21 protein-coding genes are annotated in these 25591 nt (G+C 69.0%); all 21 read right to left on the bottom strand.

All coding sequences use genetic code 11. From position 1 onward, the window contains the following. Positions 1–2 precede the first annotated feature (2 nt). A complete protein-coding gene (locus tag ACOGW9_RS09425; protein ID WP_419910589.1) occupies positions 3–1055 on the bottom strand; it encodes an ABC transporter ATP-binding protein in 1053 nt (350 codons plus the stop codon). Beyond that, on the bottom strand, positions 1052–3007 hold the full coding sequence (locus tag ACOGW9_RS09420; protein WP_419910587.1) for a dipeptide/oligopeptide/nickel ABC transporter permease/ATP-binding protein: 1956 nt from the start codon (positions 3005–3007) through the stop codon (positions 1052–1054). Before ACOGW9_RS09420 ends, ACOGW9_RS09425 begins: the two co-directional genes overlap by 4 nt. Next, positions 3004–3960 carry an ABC transporter permease gene (locus ACOGW9_RS09415; RefSeq protein WP_419910585.1) on the bottom strand — a complete coding sequence of 319 codons (957 nt, stop codon included), beginning with the start codon at positions 3958–3960 and terminating at the stop codon, positions 3004–3006. Before ACOGW9_RS09415 ends, ACOGW9_RS09420 begins: the two co-directional genes overlap by 4 nt. Before the next feature lie 99 nt (positions 3961–4059). Then, entirely contained in the window at positions 4060–5790 is a 1731-nt protein-coding gene (locus tag ACOGW9_RS09410; protein ID WP_419910583.1) for an ABC transporter substrate-binding protein, read from the bottom strand. A 137-nt stretch (positions 5791–5927) separates the two neighbouring features. After that, positions 5928–8273: a hypothetical protein gene (locus ACOGW9_RS09405; protein WP_419910581.1), complete on the bottom strand. Its 2346-nt coding sequence runs from the start codon at positions 8271–8273 to the stop codon at positions 5928–5930. Positions 8274–8338: 65 nt separating this feature from the next. Continuing rightward, complete coding sequence (locus tag ACOGW9_RS09400; protein WP_419910579.1) at positions 8339–9301, bottom strand: hypothetical protein; 963 nt, start codon at positions 9299–9301, stop codon at positions 8339–8341. A 134-nt stretch (positions 9302–9435) separates the two neighbouring features. Continuing rightward, on the bottom strand, positions 9436–10203 hold the full coding sequence (locus ACOGW9_RS09395; protein WP_419910577.1) for an ABC transporter ATP-binding protein: 768 nt from the start codon (positions 10201–10203) through the stop codon (positions 9436–9438). 48 nt (positions 10204–10251) lie between these two features. Next, a complete protein-coding gene (locus ACOGW9_RS09390; protein WP_419910575.1) occupies positions 10252–11142 on the bottom strand; it encodes an ABC transporter permease in 891 nt (296 codons plus the stop codon). Continuing rightward, the gene (locus ACOGW9_RS09385) at positions 11139–11984 is read right to left on the bottom strand and encodes an ABC transporter permease (RefSeq protein WP_419910573.1); all 846 of its coding nucleotides are present in this window, start codon (positions 11982–11984) and stop codon (positions 11139–11141) included. The genes ACOGW9_RS09390 and ACOGW9_RS09385 overlap by 4 nt, the downstream gene beginning before the upstream one ends. Positions 11985–11986: 2 nt before the next feature. Continuing rightward, a complete protein-coding gene (locus ACOGW9_RS09380) occupies positions 11987–13090 on the bottom strand; it encodes a hypothetical protein (protein WP_419910571.1) in 1104 nt (367 codons plus the stop codon). After that, positions 13090–14688 carry a hypothetical protein gene (locus tag ACOGW9_RS09375; protein WP_419910569.1) on the bottom strand — a complete coding sequence of 533 codons (1599 nt, stop codon included), beginning with the start codon at positions 14686–14688 and terminating at the stop codon, positions 13090–13092. Before ACOGW9_RS09375 ends, ACOGW9_RS09380 begins: the two co-directional genes overlap by 1 nt. Then, entirely contained in the window at positions 14685–17747 is a 3063-nt protein-coding gene (locus tag ACOGW9_RS09370; protein WP_419910567.1) for a hypothetical protein, read from the bottom strand. Before ACOGW9_RS09370 ends, ACOGW9_RS09375 begins: the two co-directional genes overlap by 4 nt. A gap of 106 nt (positions 17748–17853) precedes the next feature. After that, the gene (locus tag ACOGW9_RS09365; RefSeq protein WP_419910565.1) at positions 17854–18306 is read right to left on the bottom strand and encodes a hypothetical protein; all 453 of its coding nucleotides are present in this window, start codon (positions 18304–18306) and stop codon (positions 17854–17856) included. Continuing rightward, positions 18303–18866, bottom strand: coding sequence for a hypothetical protein (locus ACOGW9_RS09360; RefSeq protein ID WP_419910563.1), 564 nt, complete (start codon positions 18864–18866; stop codon positions 18303–18305). Before ACOGW9_RS09360 ends, ACOGW9_RS09365 begins: the two co-directional genes overlap by 4 nt. Positions 18867–18871: 5 nt before the next feature. Then, the gene (locus tag ACOGW9_RS09355) at positions 18872–19390 is read right to left on the bottom strand and encodes a hypothetical protein (RefSeq protein ID WP_419910561.1); all 519 of its coding nucleotides are present in this window, start codon (positions 19388–19390) and stop codon (positions 18872–18874) included. Positions 19391–19409: 19 nt separating this feature from the next. Further along, a complete protein-coding gene (locus tag ACOGW9_RS09350) occupies positions 19410–19853 on the bottom strand; it encodes a hypothetical protein (protein WP_419910559.1) in 444 nt (147 codons plus the stop codon). Positions 19854–19986: 133 nt separating this feature from the next. After that, positions 19987–20856, bottom strand: coding sequence for a type II secretion system F family protein (locus tag ACOGW9_RS09345; protein WP_419910557.1), 870 nt, complete (start codon positions 20854–20856; stop codon positions 19987–19989). Continuing rightward, complete coding sequence (locus tag ACOGW9_RS09340; protein WP_419910555.1) at positions 20853–21767, bottom strand: type II secretion system F family protein; 915 nt, start codon at positions 21765–21767, stop codon at positions 20853–20855. Before ACOGW9_RS09340 ends, ACOGW9_RS09345 begins: the two co-directional genes overlap by 4 nt. A 3-nt stretch (positions 21768–21770) precedes the next feature. Further along, the gene (locus ACOGW9_RS09335) at positions 21771–23306 is read right to left on the bottom strand and encodes a CpaF family protein (protein ID WP_419910553.1); all 1536 of its coding nucleotides are present in this window, start codon (positions 23304–23306) and stop codon (positions 21771–21773) included. 51 nt (positions 23307–23357) lie between these two features. After that, entirely contained in the window at positions 23358–24542 is a 1185-nt protein-coding gene (locus tag ACOGW9_RS09330; RefSeq protein WP_419910552.1) for a hypothetical protein, read from the bottom strand. 209 nt (positions 24543–24751) lie between these two features. Continuing rightward, entirely contained in the window at positions 24752–25498 is a 747-nt protein-coding gene (locus tag ACOGW9_RS09325; protein WP_419910550.1) for an SAF domain-containing protein, read from the bottom strand. Positions 25499–25591 lie beyond the last annotated feature (93 nt).

The following is a 25591-nucleotide window of genomic DNA, read 5'->3' as shown; positions in this document are numbered from 1 at the left end:
GCCTACCTCGCTGCCGATGCCGATCGGATGTAGGGAACGACCGACTCGCCGGCCAGCACCGGGCCGCTGGTGTGCAGGTGGCAGCGCACGTAGCCCCCGTGCCGGGCAGCGGTGGCGTCGGGCATGAGCTCCGTGCAGATGTCCATCGCCACCGGGCACCGGTTCGCAAAGGGACAGCCAGGCGGCAGGTCAGCCGGGCTCGGCGGCTCGGCATCCTTCTTGAACGTCTGTCGCAGCGCTCTGCGCTCGGCCTGCGCAGCCGGGTCGGGCACCGGCACCGATGCAATGAGCATTTCGGTGTACGGATGGGCCGGCAGGTCGTAGACCCCCTCGGCGGCACCCTGCTCGACCAGGTAGCCGAGGTACATCACCCCGACGTCATCGCTGACGTGGCGGACCACGTCGAGATCGTGCCCGATGAACAGGAATGCCACGCCGGTGTCGGCCTGCACCCGTCGCAGCACGTTGATGACCTGGCTCTGGATGGACACGTCAAGGGCACTCGTGGCCTCGTCCGCGATGATGAGACCCGGCTCCACTGCCAGCGCCCGCGCGATCGAGACCCGCTGGCGCTGCCCACCGGACATCTCGTAGGGGTATCGGTCGAGGAACTCGTCGGCTAGGCCGACCTCATCGAGCAACGCCACGATGCGCTGCTCGCGCTCGGCGCTCGGCTTGATGCCGAAATGACGGGTGATGCCGTCGCCGACGATGGTGCGCACCTGGTGCACCTGGTTCAGCGAGGAATACGGGTCTTGCAGCACAGCCTGCACCCGCTTGCGGAACGCCAGCTCGGCCTCCCGCGGCACATGGGTGACGTCCGCCCCGTCGAGCCGGATCGTGCCCGCCGTGACGTCAGTGAGCTGCAGGATCGCCCGCGCCACGGTGGACTTGCCCGAGCCCGACTCGCCCACGAGGCCGAAGGTGCGATGCGGCTCGATCACGAAGCTGATGCCGTTGACGGCCTTCACCGTCGGCATCGTCTGGCGGAACAGCCGCTGCCTGCCGGTGAAGTGCACGTGCAAGTTCTCCACCTCGAGGAACGGCACTGTCATGCGGTCGTCTCCGCGGGCGGGCCGAACTCGAACTCGGCATGGCGCACGCAGCGCACCAGATCGGTGCCCACGGCTTCCAGCAGCGGCACCGACGTGCGGCACCGCTCGGTCGCGAACTCGCAGCGCGGCGCGAACCTGCACCCGTCCGGCCACGCAGCAGCAGACGGCACGACGCCGCCGATCACCGGGAGGTCGCCGTGAACGCGGTGGCTCTGCGGCATCGTGTCGAGCAACGCCCGCGTGTAGGGGTGGCGCGGCCGCGAGAACAGCGTCGACACGCTCGCCGTCTCCACCACTTGGCCGGCGTACATCACCAGCACACGGTCGGCGGCGTCCGCGATGACGCCGAGGTCGTGCGTGATCAGGATCACCGCCATCTGGTGGCGCTGTTGAATCTCAGCCATCAGGTCGAGGATCTGACCCTGGACGGTGACGTCGAGCGCGGTCGTGGGCTCGTCGGCGATGAGCAGCTTCGGCTCACAGGCCAGCGCCATGGCGATGCCCACCCGCTGCGCCATGCCGCCGGAGAACTCGTGCGGGTACTGATCGAGCCGCCGCTGCGGATCGGGAACCTGCACCTCAGCCAGCAGCTCGGCGGCCCGCGCCCGCGCCTGCGATCTGGACATGTCGGTGTGCACCAGCAGCGACTGCATCAGCTGCCGCCCGACCCGCAGTGCAGGGTTGAGCGCGGCAACCGGCTCCTGGAAGATCACGCCGATGTCGCGCCCGCGGATCTCCTGCCATTCCTGTTCAGGCAGGAACGTGACCTCGCGGCCGTCGAACGAGATGCTGCCCTGGCTCAGGTACCCGGGCGCGGGCGTGAGGCCGAGCGCCGCGAGCATCGTCATGCTCTTGCCCGAGCCCGACTCGCCGACCACGCCAAGCGTCTCGCCCGGGTACACCTCGAGCGACACATCCGACAGCACCCGGTTGACGGTGCCTCCGGCTGCGGGAAACCCGACGGCGAGATCCCGGATCGACAGCACGGCACCGTTGGCGTGAAGCTGCACCACCGGCGGCAGCGCAACCTGGCGCGGGACTGTCAGCGAGCTGTTGGCGGCATCGCGGCCGAGCGAGTCACGGATGCCATCGCCGAGCAGGTTGAACGCCAGCACCGTGAGCACCAGCGCCCCGCCTGCAGGAACGATCTGCCAGATTCCCTCCAGACGAAAATCGAAGCGAGCCCGGGCCAGCATGACGCCCCAGTCGGGGTCGTCGAGCTTGGCGCCGATGCCCAGGAAGCTCAGCGTGGCGCCAATGAGGATGACGGCGCCCGAGATGATCGCGACCTGCACGATGAGCGACGGCAGCAGGTTCGGCGTGATGTAGCGGCGCAGGATCGTCGCGGGCGACAGCCCGGTGATACGGGCGGCATCGACGTACATCTCCTCTTTCTCCGCGAGGGTCACCGCGCGGGTCAGGCGCGCGAACCGCGTCGCCATGGCGATGCCGACGCCGAGCATCGCTGAGGGAAGGCTCGGCTCCAGGATGATGATGACCGCCATGGCCAGCAGCACGATCGGCAGCGAGAACAGCACGTCGTTGATCCACATCACGATGCGGTCGGTGCGACCGCCTCGCCAGCCCGAGAACAGGCCCACCGGCACGCCGAGCCCGATGGCGACGACCATCGCGATCAGGATCGAATTCACGGCGAACCGCGCTCCGTGCACGACGCGGCTGTAGAGATCCCGCCCCGTCCCGTCGGTTCCCAGCCAGTGATCCCAGCTCGGGCCCTCGAACGTCCGCGTCAGCGTGACATCGCCGGCGTAGGGGTCGTGGGGCGCCAGCAGCCCTGGCCACAGCCACGCCAGCAGCAGCAGCGTCACCCATGCCATCGCCGCCACGGTCAGCGGGCTGCGGAACATTCGCATCCAGAACCGCGACCGCGGACTCGCAGCCACGGGCGGCCTCGGCGCCGATGCTGCCAGCGCGCCCGCGGCGTCGCTCATCGCTCCAGCCTCACCTTGGGGTTCAGCAGCCCGTAGCTGATGTCGACCAGCAGGTTGACGACGAGCACCACAATGCCAACGACCAGCATCGAGCCCTGCAGCACGGTCACGTTGCGGGTCTGGATGGCGTTGGTGAGCAGTGTGCCCATCCCGTTGATGTTGAACACCACCTCCACCGTGAACGTCAGCCCGAGCGCCGCAGCGGCCCGGAAACCGATCGCGGTGACCGTCGGGATCATCGCATTGGGCAGCGCGTGCTCCCCGATCAGCGATGTTCGCCTGATGCCGCGTGCGCGGGCGGCAAGCACATAGCGCGACTGCAGGGCGTTGCTCATCGAGCTGCGGAGCTGGCGCTGCACCAGCGCGACAGTCGGCAGGGCCAGGCCGATGGCCGGCAGCGTGATGCTGCTGATCCACCCGGTGATGCTCTCGCTGGGCCGGGTGTAGCCGGCAGGGCTGAGCCAGCCCCACTTCACGGCCAGCCACCACGACAGCAGCATCGCCAACACGAACCCGGGAGCAGCGATCAGCGCCGCTGAGGCGATCGAGATTGCTCGATCGGCCCCGCCACCGGGCCGCACTCCCGACACGATGCCCATCGCCATCCCCGCAGCCACGCCGATGACGAGGCTGTAGGCCACGATGCTCAGCGTCGGCCCGATGCGGTCCGCGATAAGGCTCGAAACCGAGACGCTCTCATTGGTCAACGACGTGCCGAGGTCACCGGTGACGGCACTGGCAAGCCAGCGCACAAACCGGATCGGTATCGGATCGTCCAGCCCGAGCTGGCGCTCCACCGACGCGATGCACTCGATGGTTGCGCCCTCGCCGCAGACCGAGCCGGCGATCGAGCCGCGGGCCTCCATCGCGACGGCGATGGCGAAGGAGATGACGGCGATGGCGAACAGCAAGGGGATCATCGCCAACAGGCGGATTCCGATGTACCGCGCCACGTGGTCCCCTCAGTCCGTTCGGTAGGTGCGATGTGCCGGGGCCGCCGGTTCCGGGAGGCAGCCCCGGCACATCACGGTGCGAATCCGAGTCGCAGGCGCTCAGCCCTTGGTGACGCCGTGCGGCCAGAAGTGGATAGGCAGGCCCTGGGTGTGGTGGACGCCGCCGATGTTGTCTTGATAGGCCACCACGGTCGTCAGCGTGTTGTTGACGATGAAGATGCACTCCTCGAGCATGATCTTCCACGCCGCCGCAACATCGGCCTCGCCGTCGGCGAAGTTCTTGCCCCTCGCCGCAGCCACCAGCTCCACCACACCCTCGGGGCTGACCTTCGACGGGTTGAACGCTGCAGTGCCTGTCCGTGCCACCAGCGACATCAGGGCATTCGGCTCGTTGAACGGGATGATCTGCACCGGGTGGACGCCTTGGGCGAGCCGACCGAACATCTCGCCGCCGGTGGGCGGGTCGAGCGCCTCGTTCTGCATGGTGATGCCCAGCTCCGCGAGCGCAGTGCCCCAGGCCGAAGACAGCACGGGCCAGAAGCCGGCCGGCAGGTGGCCGTTGGTGAACGTGAATCCCTCTTCGCCGGTAGCCGCGAAGCGCGCCTCGGCAGCCTCGATGTCGAACTCGGGAACGTCGAGATCGTCGATCCAGGCGTAGTCGGACGGCCCGGTCGCGAACTGGTTGTTCACTGCGTCGGGGTCGTTCAGCTGCGCCTGGATGCCTTGGCGGTTCAGCGCCTGGGCCATGGCACAGCGCACTTCGCGTTTCGCGAGCTGCGGGACCTCCTCACCGGTCCAGTCGGCCACCACGAATCCGATGCGCACCGTGGAATTGCGCGAGGTGCCGCCGGTGGTCAACAAGTCGAGATCGTTGAGCCGCACCACCGCCACGTCGTATTGGCCGGCATTGAACGAGTCGAGCCGGGCGACCTGGTCGATCGCGGCCTCCAGCCGGACGGTCTCCAGCCCCACCAGGCCCGGCCGCCAGTAGTCGGCGTACGCGACGAGATCGTTCTGAGTGAAGTCCGGGTTCGAGCTGGCCCACGCATACGGGCCGGTGCCCACCGGTGACGCCGCCGCGTCGCCCAGAGACGCCGGCGACACCATCAGGCCCGAGTTGCGGATCAGCCCGCTCAGCAGGAGGATCTCGCCCGGCGCCGCCAGATTGAACCTCACCGTGTGCTCATCGATTGACTCCACGCTGTCCACGATGCCGAGCTGCCCCGCAACCGGCGGGATCACCTGCGGCGGCCCCGCGGTCTTCACGAACTCCACGTTGGCGACCACGGCGTCGGCGTCGAATGGCGTGCCGTCGTGGAACGTGATGCCCTCATGCAGGTAGAAGGTCACCTCGCTGCCGTCGTCGTTCGTCTCCCAGCACTGCGCCAGCCACGGCACGACGTGCCCGCCGGCGTCCTGGCGCACCAGGCCCTCATATATCCAGGAGTAGTAGGCGAACGTCGCAGGCGTCTGGTCGTCATGGGGGTTCAGCGAATTGACGGCGATCGAGATCGCATAGCTGAAGTCGCCGCTCGGGGCGTATGTGCCACGCTCCACCGGCGGGAGGTCCGCTGCGCAGTTCGCGGCCTCCCCGATCGTCACCTGTCCCAAGTCGGCCGAGCCGTCGTCCTGCTCTTCAGCGGTCTCCGGTTCGGCTTCGTCTGTCTCGCTCGGCTCGCTTGCGGCCGTGCCGGCGTCGTCGGCCGCGTCGGCCGATACGTCTTCGACGATCGCGGGAGCGAGTCCCGTCTCGTCATCGCCGCATGCGGCGACCGCCAAGCCGAACGCGAACAGCGCGGCGAGCGCTCGGGTACATCTGGGCAAGGTCATCAACTCATCCTCTCCTTGGGACTGATCTGCGCAGGAAGCTCACTCCATCGCGCCCCTGCCAACCTCTGTTTCAGGAACAGCGAGGGAATCAGACAGTAGCGGAAAGGCGGCGGTCCGGTGCAGCGACGGTCTCAGCGTCAGCGGCCGCTGACCGACCGCGGGACCACACGGCCGTCGTACACCACAATGCCAACCGTTGGCAACTCTGCCCAGTTCATCGCAACGGCGCCGCCGCCGACGCTAGGGCATCTGATGCGCAGGTCCGGAGACGGGCATGCCAGGCGCAGGGTGGAGTCGGGATGCTTCTCTAGGAGGTAGTCGTCACCGCCATCGATGGGCTTCAAGCCGACCAGACCGTCTGCAAGGCCTGCGTCGTCTGCCGTGAGACCCCAATCTTGGAGGTCTTTCGCAATGCAGTCACGATCCTGGACGCGGGCAGCATCCGAAAGTCCCTCGGGACAGCCGTCGGACTTCAAGCTGGCGAATAAGTCGTGCAACTCATCCCGTTCAGAAGGCTGGCGCCACTTATGCGATGGTTGCAACTTCATCATTTTCCAGGCGACGTCGCCTCGCACTTCGTAGTAGCCCGCGCGAGTCGGCGTCCACCTGCACGAGACCGTGGCACCACGTACGCAACGCAGCGTCGCCTGGCGCGCACGTTCCTCCTGATCTTCAGCCTCGGCATTGCCGAGCTCGTCCCAGAAGCTGAACCCGCGTGCCCGCGTGACTTTCTGCCGCTCATCGTCCGTCGCGAGACCGTCCCACCACACCAACGCATGCTCGCCGAACAATTCCTCGATCCGCTCCCGGTCCTCGGGCCTGTCTGGCCACAACTCCCGGATATGGAAGTGATACTGCGGTGCTTCATCGGGGTCGGGGTGAATCACACACATTCCCCTGCTCACCAATTCCCGGACTGTCCTGTGTTCCACGTCTTCAGGGACGAACCATGTCCAAACGGTGCGGTGGCGATGGTCGCTGTCGCCATAGACGTACCGTGTGTAGCGTCTTATGTGCAGCCCCTTATCGCCGTCGTACTGATAATGCTGCGAAACAATCCCTTGCACGGCATTCGTCAACGTCATGATGACCGGTGAGTTCACTATCGCATTGCCCGATTGGTGCGTCGAGACGAGGGTCAAGCGACCCGTGGGCGGGTCGAGGCAGGCGCCCTGTTTCGCGCACGTGTCCCAATCGTTCTGAATCGTTGTCAGGACTACATCAGGATCACCGATCTTGTCGTTGTACACCCGACACGGTTCGCCTGCGCCGTAGAACCAGTCCCTCTGTGTGTGGAAAGCTTGGGCGAACTGTGTCCTGAGAGAGTTAAAGCTCGGATGCGCCAGCACCCGCGGCCCTGGTTGTCGATCCATCTCGTTGTCGTAGTCTTCCGGGCATTCGGACGGTGTCGGCCTGAACGGCAGTACGATGCATGGTGCGCACCCGACGGCGTAGGCATCGTGGGCCGTCATGTCAGGATTCTCTGCCAACCTGGCCTGAATGCCCCGGCAGCGGATGGCGTCGGCCACTGCATCGCACCCTGCGACCCTGCTCGCCCGCTTGATGCACAGCGCGTCGACGCGGGAGCACGAGTCACCCTGCTTTGCACCCTGCTTTCGGCAGTCGAACTCGAGCAGCACGCGGTCGTACATGCACCAGTACTTGTTGCTGCTGTAGTTGCTGCTGTAGTTGCTCAGCGCGGATGAATTGGGGTCGCCGGGGTCGCCGGTGACGAAGCTCGAGCAGTCCCTCGCTGTCGGCACTCGCATGAAGTCGTCGCCGACGTAGTCATCGCAGCTCAACCCGACGGGAAAAGACTGGGTGACGCCGCTGCACGCCGGATGATCAGCCTCATCCGCCCGCTCCGTCGGAGCGGTGTAGCAGGTATTGAAGCTGTTCCAAGGCGTAGCGCCGACCGGGCAAGTCCAAGTGCGGCGAAAGTACACCCGGCACTGCTCAGGGCCTGCCGGCGTAGGGCTGACCGGCTCGGCATCGTCCTCGGCAACGACCCGTCCGACTGTCGCCGGGCACTTCGCAGGCATGGTGATCCGGCATACCGAGTCTTCCTTGCTGACGAACGCGCCGGTCATTTCTTCGCAGAGCTTCAGCGGGTGATCGGCGTCCGGATAGGTCAGACTGGGCGTCTCTTGCACCGGGTCGACGAAGCCATTCTCGTTGGCAGCATCCTCGCACATCGACACATAGACAATGGAGTGCTGCATGAAGCGCTTGCCGTTCACACCGTTCACACCGTGCACGTCGAGCGGGCTCACCGGGCATCTGTCCAGGTTCAAGACGCACAACGACCTGTCGTGGTCGTCCTCTTTCGACACCAACGTTTTGCTGCCGTAGGAGTATTCGGGACAAACGTCGGCCTCTCCGGAGACCACTGCCGGGGTCTGCGCCGCGGCTGGCGTCTCGCCGAAACGCCCCTGCGCGTCACCCGGCAGCACTGACGCCCACGGCGACAGCACGAGCGCCACGGCGAGCGCCGCGCCGCACATGACCCTCATGAGCCAGCCGACGGTACCCCCGAGCACCGCTCGGGTCACCGCACCCAGTCCAGCGGGCACTCCGGGCCGTTCGCGGGCAGTGTCGACGCCGCCGGGACGCACAGCTCCGTCACCGTCACCACTGCCCGGCGCGGCGCCCATACCTGTCCCTCAGCCCTGCGTGCTGCCACATAGTCCTCCCAGTCGGCCGCCCAGCCGGCCAAGCCGGCGCAGTCGGCGGCCTCCTGTGCGGCGACCTGCGACACACGATAGGACACGTCGGTGACGGCGTCCTCCTGGCCCACCGAGATCAGCAGCAGATAGGCCGACAGGCGTGCAGGGCCGGCATCTGCGCGAAGCAGCGGGTCGGCCGGTGCGTCAAGCGACCGGAGCGTCTGATCACGCACGCTGCCCGGCGCAGCGCCCCCTGGCATGCACGAGACAGCGAGTGCCGCACCCGGCCCGAGCGCGACCACGGTGACCTCCTCAGGAAAGGCAATGCGAGCCGCGCGTGGCCCATCGGCGGCCATGGCTGCCGCGAGACGGCGCAGCGCTTGGGTTCGTGCGGGCTCGACCGAGCCGACCGCCACGCAGATCTGCGCAAGCGGCGACGGGGCAGCCAGCGCGCGCGACACCAGAAACTCATAGCGCATCACCCCCAGCGCCGTCATCTGCATGGCATCGCCGTGCGGCGGGATGCCGATGCCGCCGGCACCTGACGGCGCCGCGATGCCGTCGAGCTCCCATGCGCTGCCGCAGGTGCGGGGAGGAAACGCCCAATCCAGCACCGGTGCCCAGACCGGCAAGTACCTCGAGCGCAGATCGCCGAGCGCGGTCTGCGGCGCAGCGGCTGGATCGAGCCGCGGCAGTCTCGGCGACGCCGGCGGCAGCACCTCCACCTGCGGGCGATCCGACAACGGCGCACCGGCCGTCGCGCCGTAGCCCACGCCCTGTGCGGCGTTCGGATCTCCCAGCGTTCCGCCCGAATCGGCGCCGGCTGCGCAGCCTGCACATGCCATGACCGCCGCCGCCGCCGCCAGCGCGCACTGCGCCGCGAGCGCGCATGTGCGTCCCCAGCGCAGCCGCAGCCGCAGCGGCTGCGCCCCGCCGCGCTGGTGCTGGCGCCTGGAATCGCGAACGCAGGCGGGCGCCCTCAGTGCTGCTGGTCTCCGAAGCGCACTGCTGCCTCCATGGCGTCGAACCGGCGCAGCACTTCGGCTTCCATCGCACGCACCTCCGGGTCGTGGGAGCGGCGCGGCCGCGGGAGGTCGACCGGAATGTCGTCGAAGACGCTCCCCCCGGGCCGGAGCATCAAGATGCGATCCGCGAGTTCGATCGCCTCGCCCACGTCGTGGGTCACGAACAGTGCCGTCTTGCGGGTGTGCAGCCAGATGCGTTGCAGGTAGTCGCGCAAGGACCGGCCCGTGAGCGCGTCCATGTGGCTGAAGGGCTCGTCCATCAGCAAGATGTCGGGATTGACCAGGAACGCGCGGGCGATGCCGACCCGCTGCTGCATCCCGGCGGACAGCTGCGCGGGGTACAAATGGGCGACCTCGCTGAGGCCGACCATCGACAGATAGAACTCCGCCTCACGCTTGGAGCGGTCCGACTTTCGATTCTGCACGTACAGCATGTTCTGGAGCACGCTGCGCCACGGCAGCAGCCGCGCCTCCTGGAACACGTAGCCGATCTGGGCGGGCACGCCGTCCTGAACCACCTGCACCGTGCCCGCGGTGGGCGTGTCGGTTCCCGCCACGATGTTGAGCAGCGTGGTCTTGCCGCTGCCCGACGGCCCGAGCACCGCGACGAAGACGTTGCCGGTCACCGACAGGGAGATCCCGCCGAGCGCCTGTACCTGTTGGGGGTACATCGGCGTCGGCGGGTAGATCTTGGTGAGGTTCTCGATCAGGATGGTGGCCATGGTGCTTCTCCTCGAGTGGCGGTGCCGGGGGCGGGCAGCGAGATCCGTTCAGGCGTCGTTGGACTCCGCGAAGGTCAGTGTCGGCGGCTGCTGCCACCGCGTATACCGGCGCTCGAGCCGACGCAGCACCAGCCAGTCGAGCAGCGTGATGAACACCACGAACAGCAGGATCCACGCCACAAAGCCCTCGAAGCGCAAAGCGGTATACCAGAATCGCGCACGCCACCCCACGCCCGTGGCAGAGCCGAACCACTCCGCGATGAGCAGGCTGCTCCAGCCCGCCGTGGCGGCAAGGCGCACGCCCGTTGCCGCGCCGACTGCGGTGCCGCCCATGAACAGATAGATGGCGCGGCGAACGCGCGGCACGGCGAACGCGTCGGACATCACAATCAGCCCCGGGTCGAGGGTGCGGATTCCCGAGCTCAGGTTCATCGCCACGAGGGGAACCGCGGTGATGGCCACGGCGACGACGGGCGTCACGGAGCCGAACCCGAACCACAGCGACGCGACGAATGCCCACACCACCGCTGGCAGCACGAGCAGCACGAGCAGCGTGTCGCTCACTATCGACCGGAACCAGCGCGATCCGCCCACCAGCACGCCCAGCACTAGGCCGAGCGTGATGCCCACCGCGAGGCCCGCTGCGTAGCGCAGCAGGCTGATGCCCAAGAACGGCCAGAACTCGCCGCGGTTCATGCCGCCATGGGAGCCGCCTCCCATTTCGGTCCACAGGAAGACAGCCACCTCGTCAATGCTGGGGACGCGGGGGTTGACCGGCATCAGCAGCAAGTGCCAGCCTGCCAGCAGGATTGCCACAGCCAAGAAGTGAAAGAACCACGGCCGCCGGGTCCAGCGCTCCACGCGCCGTCTCGTCGCATCGGCCGGTCGCTGCGCGCCGAAGCCGCCCGGTACTGGCGCTGAATCGGGCATGTACGTCATCGGCGCGACTTCATGAACGCGTGGGCGCCGCCGAACATTCGACGCTCCAATTGACGGAATATCAGATTCTCCGAGATCAGCATCAGCGCCACGATCCACATTGTCCATGCCAGCATGGCGCGCATGTCGTAGCTCTCGAAGCTGCGTTTGAGCTGAAAGCCCATGCCGTCGGCAGATGCGAAAATCTCCGTCAGCACGGTGATGCGCCAGGCCAAGGCGAACGCTTGCCGTGCCCCGCCGATGACAGCCAGCACCGACGAGGGCACCAGCACGCCGCCGACGATCTGTGCCCGCGTCCGGCCGAACGACTCGCTCATCACTATGAGGCGCCGATCAATGCTGGTGAGGCCCTGGGCGACGTTGGACATGACGTAGGGCGTCGCGACCAGCGTGGCAGCGAACATCGGCCCGAGGCCGGACACGCCGAAGAGAATGAGCGCCAGGATGGCGAGCGTCACCGTGGGTATCGCCACGAAGATGCGAGTGAAGCTGTTGAGCAGCTGCCGGAACCAGCTGCTGTATGCGATCACGACGCCGAAGGCGACGCTCAGCAGCAGTGCCAGCACGAGGCCCCCGGTCACCCGTACGGTGGTGGTCCACAGCGTGCTGCCGAAGCCGTCTCCTGAGGCGATCTGCCAAGCCTCGACCGCAACGACATGGGGCGGCGGCAGGCGCAGGGTTCCGAGCAGGACGTGAGAGCCCAGGTACCACACCCCCAGGAAGCTCAGCCAGCCCGCGATTGCGCCGAACCGCAGACTCCAGCGGGCGCGGACCGAGCGCTGCAGTTCACGTGCCGACAGATCGGAGATCGAGGCAGACGGCGCAGCGGTGTCATCAGTCATGATCAGTGGTCTTCCAGCTTCAGGTCCTGCGCAGTGACCATCACCGGCATCGCAGCGTCGGCCGGGAGCAGGCCCCGCGCCTGCAGGCCAGCCACCGCCTCAAGATAGGCGGCCTCATCTGCCTCGCTCAAATAGACCGACGGCGCGATCCAGTCGTTGCGCCGGACATAGTCGGTCAGCCACGCTATCTCTGCATCGGTTCTCACTGACAGCAGGTGGGGGTACTGAGCGATGAGCTCAGCCGAGTGGCTGTGCCAGTGCTGCACTGCTCGCTCCCATATGTCGAGAAAGTCAAGCACCTCGTGGAGATGCGCATCGAACCAGTCCTGTGTGGTGAGGAACACCTTGCCCGGCGGCACATGGCGGGGACCGTGCAGGTCGGCATACACCTGCGCAGCGGATCGACCGTCATAGAGCGGTCGCAGCATGCCGCTGCTCATCTCGGGCACGCTCATCTCGGGCAGGCAGATGCACACGTCGGCGTTGCCGTTCTCGACGAGCGCAGCGAGGCCGAAGCTGGCGACCACGAGGTCGAAGTCTCTGCTGTCGCCGCTCAGATCCAAGGCGTGGGCCTCATCGACGATCAGCGACCACATCAGCATCGAGCCCATCTCGCTCTCGAGCACGACCCGGCCCTCGACGACGCCCGCCATGTCGGCTGCCTGCGACGTGCGCTTGGTGGCAGCGATGGAACGGTCGTGCGAGTACATGCCGATCACGACAGGGTTGTACGACAGCCCCAGCGAGAGGGCGGGCACATCCAAGGCGTCGACGACGACGACATCCGCATGCCCGCTGATGAGCGCGGTGAACGGCTCATAGGGGTGGACGGTCTCTAGGCGCAGGTTGTGACGGTCCTCCCAGTCGGCGACCGCCCCGGAGTCGTTCATCCACTGCCACAGCGGCTCCGCCGGCAGCGCGAAGCGGACGGTGCGCTCGTGCTCGTGGCCGTGCTCGGTGTGGGCCCCTTCGGCTGCGCCGGCCACCGCTTGGGTGCTGGTCGGCTCGACAGCGTTCCGCCCGCATGCGACACCGGCCACGGCTGCGACTGCCAGCAGGGCCGCTGCCGCGCGGCGAGCGATCGAGGCATCGGTGCGTCGCCGCATCACGCGCTCCCCTGCGCTGGTGCGTTGGAGGGCATGGCCCAGTCGGTCACTGCCCGCATGCATCCCCACTCGTCGAGCAGGCAGTGCGGGTCGGCACGCAGCACACGGAATCGGTCAGCCGCGGAGAAATCACCGGGACCAAAGCGAATGCGCCCACCGTATCCGGCGTCGTAGTCGGTGGCGACAAGCTGGTCGATGAGTGCCTCGCGCGAGAACGGGCCGTCGATGCGCGACAGCGCGGCCACGACGACGTCGAGTGCATCGCAGGTCTCCACGAGCAGGCTCCACGCATCGCTGTGCGGGCGATGCGAGAACGTCGAAGCCCCCGGCAGCGAGTTGCGCAGCCGCACGCAGCCGCGGTCCAGATCGGCCACGACGTCGCCGGCTGCTCGCTTCGCGCTGACCATGTAGAAGTTCGCCGCCTGGGCCTCGGGTGCACCGGTCAGCGTCAGCGTCGCACCCTGGATGTCGTTGGCGATCCATCGGGGATGCCAGCCGACGAGCTCGGCAGCGCGCATCATCCGGCGCAGCTCGAACCAGGGCGCAGTCGCGAACACGGTGGCCACACCGGCATCGCGTTGTTTCGCGGCTTCCGCCAAGTAGAAGTCTTCGATGTCTGCCAGCAGGGCCGCCTCCGACTCGGGGACCGCTTGCATCGCCGACTGCGCGGCCGCCTGCTCCGCGGGCGTCAGGTCTTGGCGGAGCAGACCGACACGGTCTTCTGCGCCCACCAGCGAGAGCAGGCCGAATCCTGCTGGCACATGGGTGATGACACCAGGGATGAGATTGGCGCTGCCGGTGAGCTCTACGATCTCGTCGAAGTCGGCGCCGATGTTGTAGTCGCTGCGGTCGGGCGAGGCGCCCACGGGCGGCCCGTACAGCAGCCCGATCTGGCTGTTCTCGGTGAACAGCTCTGCCCCCTGTGCTATGGCGATTGAGCTTGCCAGCAGGTAGCCCGCAGTACCGTCATCGAGGAACAGGCGACCTCGCGAGCGCCGCTGCACGGTGGCCGGCACCGACGCGGCGACGCCCAGCATCGGGATCTGTGCGTCGACGGCCAGACATTGCACGCCGCGTACGTCCCCGAACAGACCGAGCACGATGATGGGGTCGCCGACGGGCACGTCTGCACAGACGCGCCCGAACGATGCGCCCGGCGCAGACCAGCTCCAGCGGTGAATGCTGAACTGCACGCAGCGGCCCCGGATGCCGCCGTGCGCGTTCACCTCGGTGAGGTAGGCCTCGATGACGCCGACAGGCCCCTCGATGACCAGCGACCCGAGGCCGACAGCTTCCAGATCGCCGAGGTCGGGGCCGACATAGGCGATGCGCAGGGCCCTGTTGAGATCGCAGACGGCAGCCTCCAACGCGGCGGCGTCGCCGCCGGCCGCATCGATCCCCGCGACGCTCCGCGCGAGCGCGGGATCGTCCGGGCCGCCTGATGCAGCGCCGCCGCGGCCGTCGAGCGGCGCCTCAGGGGCGTCGACCGCGCCGTCGCCGCAGGAGGCGCAGGCCACGCACAGCGCTGTGAGGATCGCAACGAGCCGCCCGAGCCGCCTGTGCACGGTGTGCCAGCCGGCCGACGGCGGCTCGGTCATCGCAATCCGACGGGGCCGGCGGCGCCCGTGGCCGCCTCGCCGAGTTGTGCCAGCGTTTCTGTCGTCGCGCCGCTCGCGGCGGTCATCCTGATCGAGATGGGATGCACGGTGGCCATGCCCGTCTCGTCGACGTCGATGCGCCACGGGAAGTGAGCGTTCGCTGCTGCGGTGGCGCCGACGATCGACAGGCATGAGCCCGGCACTGCCGCAACTTGGCTGGCGCGTTGAATGAGCAGGTCGTGGCCGGGGCCGACCGCCAGCACATCGATGGCGCCGGCGGGGTCAGCCGTCATGGCGCTTGCCAGAAGATGCTCCATCCCAGGCGTGTCGTGGCCCTCGAGGCGCACCGCCTCCCAGCCGATCATGCCCGACGCACTGTCAAGGCCGACTGCGGTGATGCGCACTTCGGCGGCCATCAGCGAAGCGCCGAGCGTGCTCACGATCGAACGGAGCAAGCTGATCGACGCGTCGGGCGGGCCCGAGATGGCAAGACAGCCCAACTGCTCGAGGTTGAGCAGCAACGGGCCTTCGTACGTCGTGCCGACTGGGACCAGCGCAGGGCACAGGGAGGGCACGTGCCCGACGGCGCCGAGATCGCGGGCGGTGACTCCCAGGGGCAGTTCGAGCACATGCGCACCTGCCGCTGAGCGCCACCCGGGTGGCGCCGGCAGCGGTTCGCCGAGCAGCACCTCCAAGCCGTACGTGCCGCATCTGACAGCCAGCACGATCGGCTTGTGAGCCTGCTGGCCGACCGTGACGGCCCACAGATGTCGCATCGCTGCATCGATGAGCTCCAGCGATTCGCTGGCGGCGGTCTGGCGGAGCAGGTGCTCGACTGCACTGGGCGCCGCGCTGGGGCGCTGGCTCTGCCTGCGGCGCCGGGCGAGCTGCCACAGCATCATGGCATCGCCGATCGCCGTTCCCGCGAGACTGCGGCCGAGGGGCGTGCCCGGCACCACCGCCGCCCGACCCTGCGGCTGCGACGCGGTGAGCGACGGCAAGTAGTCGGGGGCGCGAGGCGCCTCCGTTTCGGGCGCCCGCAGGGGTGCGTCGATGCTGTCGGCTTCGGCGAACCCTGCGTACGGCGCCGGGTCGAACGACACCGCAGGCCCAGGCACAGGCGGAGGCGGAGGCGGAGACACAGCCGCCGGGTCAAACGAAACCCCAGGCCCAGGCGGAGGCACAGCCGGAGGCGGAGGCACAGCCGGAGGCGGAGGCACAGCCGACGGGTCAAACGAAACCGCAGGCCCAGGCACAGCCGGAGGCGGAGGCACAGCCGACGGGTCATACGAAACCGCAGGCCCAGGCACAGCCGACGAGTCGGCGAGATGCTGTTCGGGAGCGGCAGGCTCGGCCGAGGGCGATACCGCAGCGGCCCAGCCTGCGTCGGCGGGAGGCTCCATCGTCGGGGATGCGTCGGCGGGAGGCTCGGTCGTCGGGGATGGGTCGGCGGGCGGCTCCGTCGTCGGGGATGCGTCGGCGGGTGCCCGATGCTCGGATCGGGGGTCGTCGGCTGCGGGCGCCTCGTCGTCCACGGCGGGCATCTCGAAGGCATCGGGCTGTATCAGCGACCTGCCCGGGTCGAGCGCAGGAATCGCGCCGCCGACCGCTCCGGCACCCGGGAGTTCCGTTCCCGCCGCAGGGCGCTCGCCTTCGGGCAACGCGCCGCGCGTCAGGCGGTGCCAGAACGGCGCCACCTCCTCGGGCGCCGGCTCGCGGCCCCACGCCGTGAAGAGCAGGCTCTCTGCGAGCGCCCACAGATGCACCGGGTCTGGCAGGCCCCACGGCATCGGCTCGCCCGGCAAGGCGAGCGCTGTCCCTGCGGGGAGCAGATCGTCTGCCCGCGCGTCGGCGACGGCGCCGTGAGCGGCATTGATCGTGCGCAGGTCTGCCCAGCGCTCGGGGGCATTGAGGAATTGGGCTGCGACGCTGCGCAGCGTGTCCTGGGCGCGGGTGACGTAGTACCCGCGCACGGGGATCATCGTCGGCGCGTCCTGCTGCGCCTGTTCGCCCAGACCCGCCGTCTCGTCGGCCGCGTCGTGGTCGACCTCGGCATCGGCCCGCTCGATGCCCGCTGCCGCACTGCCGGCACCCTCGGCCGCAGACCCGACAGCATCGGCGCCCTCAACCACGGGGATCGGCGGCGGCGCGTCCTGCTGCGCTTGTGCGCCCAGACCCGCGGTCTCGTCGGCCGTGCCGTGCTGCGCTTGTGCGCCCAGACCCGCGGTCTCGTCGGCCGCGTCGTGGTCGACCTCGGCATCAGCCCGCTCGATGCCAGCTGCCGCACTGCCGACGCCCTCAGCCGCAGACCCGACAGCATCGGCACCCTCGACCACGGGGATCGGCGGCGGCGCGTCGTGCTGCGCTTGTTCGGCCCGACCCGCGGTCTCGTCGGCCGTGTCGTGGTCTTCCTCGGCATCGGCCTGCTCGATGCCCGCTGCCGCGCTGTCGGCACCCTCGGCCGCAGACCAGACAGCGTCGGCGCCCTCGACCGCCGGCCCCGCACCGCCGGCACCCTCGTCGGCGGCCCCCTCGGGCGCTGCGGCGCCACGGTCGGCATCTGCGTCTGCGCCGTCGTCGTCGACACGCCCGCCCGGCGTCAATCCTGCGCCGAATGCTGCGAGCATGTCCTCAGAGACCGGTGTCATCTCGGTCACCGTCGCGGCGGGCTGGATGATCGGCGTCTGGGGCGGCACCACGCCTGCGGAAGCCGCGGCGGGCGGAGGCAGGAACGCCGCCGCGCCGACATCGGCCAGCGATCGCTGAGGCCCGGCGGCGGTCGTCGGTGCGTCGCTGAACGACTCCTCGAACAGCGGGCCGCCGTGGCGGTACCACGGCTCGTCTGCATCCGCGCCGTCGGGGGCGCGCGGCACCGGCGCCGACAACGGTCCCGCGGGCGGCGCCTTGCGACGCTTCTTCGCGGCACGACGCTCGGCACGACTCGACGAAGGGCTGTCGCCCGCCTCGGCCCCACGACGCTCGGCACGACTCGACGAAGGGCGGTCGCCCGCCTCGGTCCGCTTGGCCGACTTGCGCCGCCGCCACGTCATCTTCCCCATCGTTCCCCACGGTAGTACGCCCGACGCACCGCCATCCTGCCGACGCCCGGGGTCAGCAGGACGGCGTCGCGTTCTGCGCTGTCGACTCGCCCGACTCGCCGAGGGCTCAGGGGACCGCGAGCGGGCACTCGAACACGGCAGCCGTGCTGACGGCCTGCCCGCTGGGCCCGATCAGCTCAGCCTCGGCCCTGGCTGTGGCGGCGATCGGCTGGGCCCCACGGAAGATCCCGAGCACCGACCGGTTCTGGTACGTCGTGAGCACCGTGACCTCGACCTGCGTCCCGACGCACGCCATGGGGCCGACGATCAGCCGCTCGCGATACGGCGTCGGCGTGGAGGCCACATGATCCTGCACAGCGTCGCGCACCTGCTCGATCGTGCCGCCCGCAGCCACGGTCGCTGCGGCGACGAACGCTGCTTGGGAAGCAGTGTGCGCGGCATGCTGGCGTGCGGTGATGAGCCGGGGTGCGTCATAGGCGATGCCCCCCAGCAGCAGCAGGGCCACCGCGATGACGGCGATGAAGATGGCATAGTCGCCACGCTCGTCGGCCGCGCTCATGGCGCGGCCACGGATCTGCTGCGGTACGGGTCGATGACGGCCCTGCCGACCGCGATGCGCTCGCTGCCCAGCGTGAGCAGCGATGCGCGCTCGCTGCCGAGGCCGCGAGGCGCCAGGTCGCAGTGCACCCGCACCCAAGCACTGCCGCCGACCGGCACGGGCACGGGGCCGACAGGGCCGTCACGCTCGTGAACCACCGTGCCGTCGCTGGGAAGCCACCACACGAGGCCGTCGACGTCCTCTACCCAGACGGTCGCGTCGCTGCTCACGTCGTTGAAGCACTCGACGTTGCGCTCCAGCAGCGTCAGCTGGAACCGCGCGAGGCTCAGGCGGGCCGCCGCGCCCGCCTCGGCAACATGCGCGCAGCACACGGTCGCTGCCTGCGCGGCACGGTCCGCGGCGGCCTGGAGCGCCTGCTCGGAGCGTGCTGCCGACGTCATGGCGTTGATCGCCATGATCACCAGCATGAGCATGGGGAAGATGACCGCGACGCCGATGGCGGTGCCCGACCCCGCCTCGCCGCCACGCCGCACCGCGGCACGCAGCGCCCTCAGCACCACGCCGCTCAGCAGGCCGACGGGCTCGACGGGTCCGCGCCCGATGGGTCCGCGCCCGCTGCCTGGTCGGAGACGAGCAGTTCGCAGGCGGAGCCGGAGACCCAGATGACGCCGAGCACGGGCGAGCGCACCACGCCGAACGTGGTCACGCTGACGACGCCGTCATCGACGCTGACCTGGGGCGGCCGCGACTGGATCACCATCGAGCCGGAGGCGTTCATGGCCTGCCACGCCGCAACGACGCCTTGGCACTCGCGCTCGTTGTCGATGCGGGTCTTCTCCAGCTCGAGCCGACCGTCGCTGATGCTGCCGACGGTGCCGCACGACGACGGCCCGGGGGGCGCTGCCTGCGCGACCGTGACGGCGATGTCGGCCGCTGACTGCACCGCGGTGCGCCCCATCGACAGGAGTGCTATGTGCAGCCCGATCAGGATGGTCGTGACCACCGCGCCGAACAGCACCGCTACCGGAAAGATCTCGCCGCGCTGATCTTCCCGCCTGCGAACGCCGCTGCGGCAATCGCGCATGAGCCTCGCGGCCCGCCGGTCAGAACTCTACTGAGCAGACGCCCTTGGCAGTGGCGCTGGCTGTGGTCGTCACCGTGCCCCCGACCAGCACGCACGACGTGCTGTCTATGGATATGTTCACCGCGGAAGCCGTGAATCGGCAGTGCGTCGCCCTTGCGGGCGGGGCTGGGTCGAGTGTGCCGGCTTGTGACTTGCCGAGATCGTCCTTCAGTTGCGTGAGGGTGCAGTTGCCTGCATTGACCCCGCCGACGGCTTGGTCTTCGAGGTCGCCGATGGCTTCGGAGCCCCGGGTGAACAGCACCGCGGCGACGCCTCCGGCGATGACGAGCATCACCACGATCACGATGACCGTCTGCAACGCGATGCCGCGGCTGTCGGCGACGGCCGCCATCGGGCTCCGCCTCGACATCCACCACGCTGCGCCCACCGCTGCGGGCACGCCTGCTGCAATCAATAGTGACATCATCATCGAATGTGACCTCTCGCTTGAATCGAAAGTATGCGGTCAGCTCCGCTCGACTGAGAAGAAACTGGGGAAATCATAGCTTGCGTCGCGAGATTGCTCTCGCACCGGGGAATGCCGACCGACGGCGCCGCTACAGGCCGCCGCCCGCGACGGCACCGGAGTCGAGGATGCCGGCGAGCGGCGGGTAGCCCATCAGCATCATGAATGCGCCCCCGATGAACGCGAGCGGTGCGCCCATCTTCTCGCTGGCCGACGCCGCCGCGGCATCGGCCTCGGCAAGCGTCTTCGAGCGGACCGCTTCGACTTGGCTCAATATCGCGTCGCGCGCCCCCGCGCCGGTGGCGCCGGTGAGCTGCAAGGAGGCGATGAACGGCTCGAGGAAGCCGAGGCGCTGCGAGTCGCTCAGCCGGCGCAGGCCTGCCCATGCCGGCTCGCCCGATGCCGACGCCTCGACGAGGGCGTCGCGCAGCGCCTGGAACGCCGGCTGCCTGGAATAGCCCGCTGCCGTGTGCAGCGCCGCGTGGACGTCGGCGCCCGCAGTGGTCAGCTGCGCCACCAGTTCGAGCCATGCCTCCGCGGACTGCTTGAAGCGCTCCCGCTCCTTGGCGGCATCGGTCTTGAGGATCGAATCCGGCAGCCACCAGCCCGCCAGCGCGCCGCACCCGGCAACCCCGGCCGCGAGCAGCAGCGGGATCGACACGCCGAACGCCACCGACATCACCGCCACGACGATCACCATGAACACTGCACCGACGATCAGGCCGCCGAGCTTCGCCAACGCGTGGCTCTCGAGCCTGCGCCCGAGCACAGCCGCATCCTGGCGCAGCCGCAGCTGGCGGCCCAGGTCCCGCTCGACCAGCGCGCGTGCCCGCAGCACCGCTGCGTGCAGCCCCCGCGCATCAGCGCCGTCGCGTGCGCGCGCCCGGCGCCGCAGCCCGACGCCGATGCACAGCACGCCCGCGACGGCCCCCGCAGCCAGCACTATCGCCTGGACCGTCATGGCCGCTGCGCTTCGGCGCCGGCGCTGTCTGGGGGGATCGAGGCCTCGAGCTCTCGCTGGTCGAGCAGCCGCACCGGCACGCCGGACTCGGACAGCTTCAGCACCCAGAAGATGTTGCCGAAGATCATGGCGCCGACGAGCAGCAGGATGGCTTGGCCGACCGGTGTCTCGAACGGGTCGAAGAAGCCCGCATTGAACGTGAACATCAGCACTACCGAGACCACCGTGATGCCGACGATCGAGACCACCTGGGTCCAGGTGCGAGCGTTGGCCACCTCATTGCGGCGCCGCATCTCCACCTCGTTGCGCATGGCACGTGCGACGCTGTCGAATGCCTCGGTCACACGCGCCCCGGAATCCCACGCGATATTGATGCCCAGCACCAGGCGGTCGGCGTAGGGCGACTTCATCTCCGCAGCGAACCAGTTGAGCGCCGGCGCGAGGCCGACCGCCGCGGCCATCGACGCCATGCGCGCAACCTGCGGGCGAAGCGCCGACGGCGCGGTCGGCGCCGACAGCGTGACAGCCTCATAGATCGAACCGCTGGCGCCGACGAGGTCGCGCAGGTGCTCAGTCCACTGGGAATATGCCTCGATCTCGTCGGCGACGGCGCGGCGGCGGCGCGGCGTGGCGAACATCTTGGGCGCCACCCATCCTGCGGCCGCTCCGAGCAGTATCGAGACGGGCCAGCCCGTCGCATACCACGTGCCCAGCGCCAGCACGGCTGCGAGCGCCGCGCCGGTGAGATGCGTCATGTCGACGTTGGCGGATCGCAAGTCGAGCCGCCTGGACCTGAAGTCGCGCAAGCGCTGCCTCGATGCCTGGGGCTGGCGCTTGCGCACTCCGATCAGCAACGCGATGGCGCCGAACGCGGCCACCATGCCCAGCAGGACTGCTGCGAGGCTGAGCACCGGTCAGGAGCCCGACTCGAGCGCCGAGCGGGCCGGCAGGCGGCGAGCGAGGCTGCGACCCTGCGGCCGGTGCAGCGGCGGCCCGGCAGGAGGGCTCGGCGGCGGCCCGGCGGGAGGCTGCGGGTACCGGGCAGGTGCGAGCGGGTGCGAGCCCTGCGCCGGGCGCGAGGCGAGCGAGCCGAGCGGCGGGGGGGGGGGGGTCGGGACGGGCGGGGCGGTTGCCGCCGGCGACCCGAGCACGGACGGGTCGAAACCCGCTGCCCGCAGACGGCTGAGCGCCTCGCCATCGGGCCGGAAGGGGCGGGCGTAGACCGCGACGCCGTCAGGCCCCGGCGCGAAGACCTCGCTGGTGAGCACCTCGCCGTCCGCATACCCCACGACCTCACGGATGGACGTCACCGCTCGACGGCCGTCGGGGAGCTTCTTGATGAACACCAGCAGGTGCAGCACTTCGGCGATCTCGCGCAGCACCGAGTCGGGCGTCGGCGCATCGGGCGAGCGCTGCGCGTAGATGAGGATCTTGTTGATGGCCGCCTCGGTGCTGCCTGCGTGGATCGTGCCGAGCGAGCCGTCGACGCCGATGCCCATCGACTGCAACAGCTGCATCACCTCGCCGCCGCGCACCTCGCCCACGATCACCCGGTCGGGCGACATGCGCAGCGCAGCCCGCAGCAGGTCGTACATGGCAACCTCGCCCGTGCCTTCGGTGTTGGCTGTGCGGGTCTCCAATGCGAGGGTGCGCTCGTGCAGCCCCGATGAGCGCAGATGCAGTTCGAGCGTGTCCTCGACGGTCACGATGAACTCCGCCTGAGGCACCTCCGCGAGCATCGAGCGCAGCAGCGTCGTCTTGCCGGCGCCGGTGCCTCCGACCACCAGGATGTTGGCCGGATCGGGAGGCCGCACTGCTGCGCGCAGCAGCGGCGCCATCTGCTGCGTGATGGTTCCCGTGCTGAGCAGGTGGTCGAGCGATGCCTGCAGCAACCGGTGGCGGCGGATGACCATGGAGGTGCGCTCCGCGACTGCGGTCACGGCGAACAGGCGGTGGCCCGACGACAGGCGCAGGTCCAAGATGGGCGATGCTGTGTCGAATCGACGTGAGGTCTGCCCGGCGGTGGCGGCCAGGTGACGGATCATGGCGACCAGTTCGTCCTCGCTCTCCGCCAGCGGGGGCGCAGCGACGCGACGGCCGTCCGCCAGCGACAGGATCACCGAGTCGTGGCCGAGCACGTGAATGTTCTCGACATCTGAGCGTTCGAGCAGCGGCACCAACGCGCCGCCGCCCATCAGCCCCCGTACGTGCGCCCCGAACTCGCGGCGGTTCTCGCTGTCGAGCGGCGACTCGCCGCGCATGACAGAAGCCGTGTCGTGCTCGTCGAGCAACTCGTCGGCCCGGGCCGCCAGGGCTGCTTCGACCGCCTCGGTGGTCAGCCTCTGGCGCTGCAGCTCGAGATAGTGCTGTATCAGTCCGTCGCGCGACTGTGCGAACAGCTGGAAGCCGGGGCTGCGCTCCACGCTGACGTCGGATGCCGCTTGGGCCACGAGCGTACGCTATACCCGGCCGTTCGGCGGTGTCGCAGCGTCGACGGCGCGTCAGCCCGACTCGTAGGGAGATCGCGTGGCGTGCGCGGAATCGGGCCCGGCCGCTGCTCCGAACAGTCGCTCCGCCCACGAGCGAAATGAGCCGGTTGCCAGCGCCGACGGCTGATCGTGGCCGAGCGGGCCATTCGACTGGCCCGGCGGCGGCAGATGATGCTGAGCAGCCTGATGCCCCACCGACGGCGGCGGCGCGTGCTGCGGCGGCAGATGATGCTGACCAGCCTGATGCCCCACCGACGGCGGCGAATGCTGCGGCGGCACATGATGCTGCGCAACCTGATGCCCCACCGGCGGCGGCGAATGCTGCGGCGGCACATGATGCTGCGCAACCTGATGCCCCACCGACGGCGAGACTGCTTCAGGCGGCGGCTGGTGCGCCATCGCTGCCTCATCGCCCGCAGTCTCAGCGCCGGGCCGACGCAGGGGCAGTCGAGGGCGCGGTGTGGCGGCGCTCGGCGGATGCGCATACTCGTACAGGCGCTCGGCCACGTCTGCAAGGTTCTGGACCAGCCGCCGCGACTTGCGCTTGCCGCGCGGCATGAATATCGACAAGTTTGCCCCGTGCTCTGCGGAGACATCGAGACTCCCCGCGAAGCACAGACCGTGCTCTGCGCTCCACTCTTCACTGCTGTGCGGGGAGGCGCCGATCGTCATCACCAAGCCGCGGGGTCCTGCGGCATCGGCATCTTCGCTCACCGCGTCCGAGAGATGCGCCAAGCTTGCGAGATTCTCGTCGCCGTGGGTCACCACCAGCACCCCGGCAGCGCTCAGCGTCAGTTCTGAGGCGCCCGCGCCGCCGCTCACGCGTCCAGCGTCGACCACGACTGCCAGCTCGCCGCTGTCGGAGACATCACGCAGCTCCTCGCCCATGCGGCAGAACCTCTCCGATACTGCCGCGGCGCCCGAGGGGGTCACCGGCGCCGGCATGACGTGCAGATCGCTGAAGAGCACGTCCTGGGCATGGTTGATCAACTCTGCCGCAGTGGCGGGCTTGCCGGATGCCACGAAGGAGGCAGTTCCGGGAGTGAAGCGCATCCCCAGCGTCTGCGAGAGCGAGCCGGCGGCACTGCCGACCTCGATCAGCAGTACCGGCTTTCCCTGAGATGCCCAGTGTGCGGCCAAGTAGACAGCAGGCGTCGATGTTCCCGGCAGCCCAGACGTGCCGTAGACAGTCAGCATTGCCATACCTCCCCAATAATGCCCGCGATCAGCCGCGATCAGCCGCGATCAGCCGCGATCAGCCGCGATCAGCCGCGATCAGCCGCGATCAGCCGCGATCAGCCGCGATCAGCCGCGATCATAGCCGTGTTCTCGGCCGTGTTCTCGACAGTCATGGCGCATGCGGACGCATCTCAGGCGGGCGAAACCCCGCATCGCGTGAGCGACTGTCATCGAGAGGCGGCATTGTAGCCATCGAGGGTTCTCACCACGTCGTCGGCCGTCAGGTTGATGCCCAAACGCCAGATCTGGCGATCCGAAGCGGCCAGGTACCGCTCGACCATGTTCTGAATCTGGAGCGCCACGGCAGGCTCCACGACATAGACGAGGCTGCCGTCCTGCACCACATCGATCCGCAGGACACCGATCAGGGCGAGCGGCGATGCCAGTTCGCCCGTGCCGGCGCCGGCCGTCGGCGCCAAGCCGGTCTGCGGCTCGCGGCCGATCAGCGCCACCGTGTCGCCGGGCTGCAACTCGCCGTAGGTGACCTCACCTGCAGGCAGAGCGACCCTGATGCCGATGCTGTCGGCTTCGGACCCTCCCGACAGCGGCGGCGGGCGGAACATGCCGACGGTGACGAAGGTGCCCTCGGGGATAGGACCGGCGGCCCACTGGCCGTAGACACCGCGGATGTCGTTCGCCGTGCTTGCCGATCCTTGGCCCACATTGGCCTCGACGAGCTCGAAGTCTGCTGCGCTCACCGGCTCCCAGATTGCGATATCGCGCGCTGCCACGACGTACAGCTGCCGCTCATCGACGGTGTCGAGCACGTACCAGAAGCCAAAGCCCGTTCCTGCCAGCAGCACGACTCCGAGGATCACCAAGCTCCAGCGGCGCCGCTCGCCGCCCATCGGCATCGCGACGGGGCGCTGCTGCGCCGCCGGACCGTCGGCTGCTTCGCGGATGACATTGGTCACGATCGACAAAGCTAGTCACGATGCCAGAGCCAGTCGCGATGCCGGGGCCTCAATTCGATCTGCACGCCGTTGCCGGCCGATGCCGGCAACGCA

It is taken from the genome of Candidatus Poriferisodalis sp., from assembly GCF_965203655.1.
GTDB lineage: Bacteria > Actinomycetota > Acidimicrobiia > Acidimicrobiales > Poriferisodalaceae > Poriferisodalis.
The sequence above is the reverse complement of the archived record's forward strand: the minus strand, read 5'-3'. Positions and strand labels throughout refer to the sequence as shown.

Excerpts from the sequence above, each read along its gene's own strand:
- ACOGW9_RS09425 (WP_419910589.1), bottom strand. The coding sequence starts at position 1,055 with ATGACAGTGCCGTTCCTCGAGGTGGAGAACTTGCACGTGCACTTCACC.
- ACOGW9_RS09420 (WP_419910587.1), bottom strand. The coding sequence starts at position 3,007 with ATGAGCGACGCCGCGGGCGCGCTGGCAGCATCGGCGCCGAGGCCGCCC.
- ACOGW9_RS09410 (WP_419910583.1), bottom strand. The coding sequence starts at position 5,790 with ATGACCTTGCCCAGATGTACCCGAGCGCTCGCCGCGCTGTTCGCGTTC.
- ACOGW9_RS09400 (WP_419910579.1), bottom strand. The coding sequence starts at position 9,301 with ATGGCATGTGCAGGCTGCGCAGCCGGCGCCGATTCGGGCGGAACGCTG.
- ACOGW9_RS09395 (WP_419910577.1), bottom strand. The coding sequence starts at position 10,203 with ATGGCCACCATCCTGATCGAGAACCTCACCAAGATCTACCCGCCGACG.
- ACOGW9_RS09390 (WP_419910575.1), bottom strand. The coding sequence starts at position 11,142 with ATGACGTACATGCCCGATTCAGCGCCAGTACCGGGCGGCTTCGGCGCG.
- ACOGW9_RS09385 (WP_419910573.1), bottom strand. The coding sequence starts at position 11,984 with ATGACTGATGACACCGCTGCGCCGTCTGCCTCGATCTCCGATCTGTCG.
- ACOGW9_RS09380 (WP_419910571.1), bottom strand. The coding sequence starts at position 13,090 with ATGCGGCGACGCACCGATGCCTCGATCGCTCGCCGCGCGGCAGCGGCC.
- ACOGW9_RS09375 (WP_419910569.1), bottom strand. The coding sequence starts at position 14,688 with ATGACCGAGCCGCCGTCGGCCGGCTGGCACACCGTGCACAGGCGGCTC.
- ACOGW9_RS09370 (WP_419910567.1), bottom strand. The coding sequence starts at position 17,747 with ATGGGGAAGATGACGTGGCGGCGGCGCAAGTCGGCCAAGCGGACCGAG.
- ACOGW9_RS09365 (WP_419910565.1), bottom strand. The coding sequence starts at position 18,306 with ATGAGCGCGGCCGACGAGCGTGGCGACTATGCCATCTTCATCGCCGTC.
- ACOGW9_RS09355 (WP_419910561.1), bottom strand. The coding sequence starts at position 19,390 with ATGCGCGATTGCCGCAGCGGCGTTCGCAGGCGGGAAGATCAGCGCGGC.
- ACOGW9_RS09350 (WP_419910559.1), bottom strand. The coding sequence starts at position 19,853 with ATGTCACTATTGATTGCAGCAGGCGTGCCCGCAGCGGTGGGCGCAGCG.
- ACOGW9_RS09345 (WP_419910557.1), bottom strand. The coding sequence starts at position 20,856 with ATGACGGTCCAGGCGATAGTGCTGGCTGCGGGGGCCGTCGCGGGCGTG.
- ACOGW9_RS09330 (WP_419910552.1), bottom strand. The coding sequence starts at position 24,542 with ATGCTGACTGTCTACGGCACGTCTGGGCTGCCGGGAACATCGACGCCT.